Consider the following 1,939-nt stretch of genomic DNA (forward strand, 5'->3'; position numbering starts at 1 on the left):
ATCATTTTTAAGCGCCTTTTTATTTAATGTCCTTGACACGGGGTCCACATTAAATAGATTAATTATCTTCTTTTTCATTATAGGACATCTCCTTTCTATTTTAAATTATTTATTTTCAGCTTTTTTCTGCATTACTAAGAATGCACCTGCTGCAAGAATTAAGATTACACCAGCAGCATATAGAATTGTAGTACCCATACCACCAGTATTTGGAAGTTCAGAACCTTTGTAGTTTACTACATCTGCAGTTAATGTACCTTCTTCTTTGTCGGCAGTAAATATAATTTGACCATCAACTGGATCACCATTTAAATAAGTTAACTTTGGATCAGCAGAAGCTATATCATGAGATGCAGCAATAGAGAATGTTATTGGATGCAATGTGTTATATCCATCTGGAGAAACTGTTTCTGTAAGAATATATACACCATGCACCATGATCTAATCCTGTAAATTCAAAAGCTGTTCTATCATGATCTTCTTCATCTGTAATTTTGTATTCTTTTACTAATTTCTTTGTGCCATCTTTAAATACTTTTTCTAATTTGAAGGCTGCACCTTTTAAAGGATTTTTCTCAGAATTTATCTTATTAATTACTGTCTTATAAGTAAATACGATTACTTTATCTTCTGGTGTCTGACCTTTAGATCCACCCTGAGTACTATTTGGGTTGTTAGAGAATTCCATATACATTTTATTTGGATTACCTGCAGAACCAATGACTGCATTTTCATTTAACGTTGCAGTATATTCAACTCTTACTTTTGATACATCATCACCTAAAACTTTTACATCCTTAATAGTTACAGTGAAGTGCTTATCATATGTGATATTCACTTCATATTGGTTTTGATTAAGTACTTCATCGCTATCATTTTTATAAACTTTAAATGAATCTCTGTCAAGCGTCAAGCCATTAGATAAAGTATCATGGAACACTAACTGATAAGCACCTTTATAATCATTATAATCCTAAGCTACAGTACCAGTTAACTGGAATGGAACTTTATCCCCAATATCATAGTCTGCAGAATCCTGCCATCCTGTTTTTGTACCTTCAGTATCATTTGTATCTTTTACTTTCTTTTCTGAAGCAGGAACACTTGATTTTACTGCTGCAGATACATCATTACCTACAACTTCTCAAATAAACTTAGTATAAGAATCCTGTCCAGATACTGAACCATCTTTATCCTTTACTAAATAATAGCCTGGTGTCAAATTGTTATTCTTATAGTTTTTACCATCTACTTCTTTCTGCCAGGCTTATTTAAAATATTAAAATCTGTCATATTCTCTCCTTTATTTAATAAATAGAAAAGCGTGTAATCGGATAAACCCTCATGACAACTTTTCCAATAATTTGTTTTTGATCAATACATCCTAAATCTCGCATTCTAGAATCTATAGATTGCGTTCTATTGTCTCCAAGTACAAAGACTTTTCCATTAGGCACGATATAAGGAAAGACTTCATCACGTAATGGATTGTCTTTTCTACTTGATAGATAGTCTTCTTCTAGTTTCTTATCATTCACAAATACATAGCCATTTGTATCAATATTGACCTCATCATTACTTAGGGCGATAACTCTTCTTACAAGAAGCTTATTGTTGTATTCAAAAGCGATTAAGTCTCCCTGTTTAAAAGATTTTGTTTTTTTAATACATACATAATCATTATTCTTTAATGTAGGGCTCATAGAGTTTCCTTCTACCTTATAAATTGGACAGAAAGTAGTAATCAGAAACATTATGATACAAATGATAATTAAACTAATAAAAGTTATTTTCTTCTTCATATAAGCACCTTTTTTAAGTTATTGTTAATATTTGGAAAAAACCATGCAAAAAATATCATAGAAATAATTTAAAAACAATTAATTTGAAACATAATGTAACATGTAACACTCACTCGAAACATTTGTTATACTTATAT

The 1,939-nt window shown here is 30.6% G+C and carries 2 protein-coding genes and 1 pseudogene; all 3 read right to left on the minus strand.

The features are described from left to right. Positions 1–105: 105 nt before the first annotated feature. The 3 genes and pseudogenes from ACT8VG_RS10715 to lepB all read right to left on the minus strand — a co-directional run bounded on the left by ACT8VG_RS10715 (position 106) and on the right by lepB (position 1,802). Positions 106–438, minus strand: a complete 333-nt coding sequence (locus ACT8VG_RS10715) for an LPXTG cell wall anchor domain-containing protein (RefSeq protein WP_444195865.1) — start codon at positions 436–438, stop codon at positions 106–108. Next, positions 386–946 (minus strand): annotated as a pseudogene (locus tag ACT8VG_RS10720) (isopeptide-forming domain-containing fimbrial protein); the annotation flags it as partial. The gene ACT8VG_RS10715 and the pseudogene ACT8VG_RS10720, both read right to left, overlap by 53 nt. Positions 947–1,307: 361 nt before the next feature. Next, positions 1,308–1,802 (minus strand): signal peptidase I, encoded by a 495-nt coding sequence (gene lepB / locus ACT8VG_RS10725; protein WP_331872909.1) that lies wholly within the window; start codon positions 1,800–1,802, stop codon positions 1,308–1,310. Between the last annotated feature and the right edge of the window lie 137 nt (positions 1,803–1,939).

Origin of the sequence: Catenibacterium sp., assembly GCF_052354645.1 — a bacterium.
GTDB classification, from domain to species: domain Bacteria; phylum Bacillota_I; class Bacilli_A; order Erysipelotrichales; family Coprobacillaceae; genus Catenibacterium; species Catenibacterium mitsuoka_A.

Excerpts from the sequence above, each read along its gene's own strand:
- ACT8VG_RS10715 (WP_444195865.1), bottom strand. The coding sequence starts at position 438 with ATGGTGCATGGTGTATATATTCTTACAGAAACAGTTTCTCCAGATGGA.
- lepB (WP_331872909.1), bottom strand. The coding sequence starts at position 1,802 with ATGAAGAAGAAAATAACTTTTATTAGTTTAATTATCATTTGTATCATA.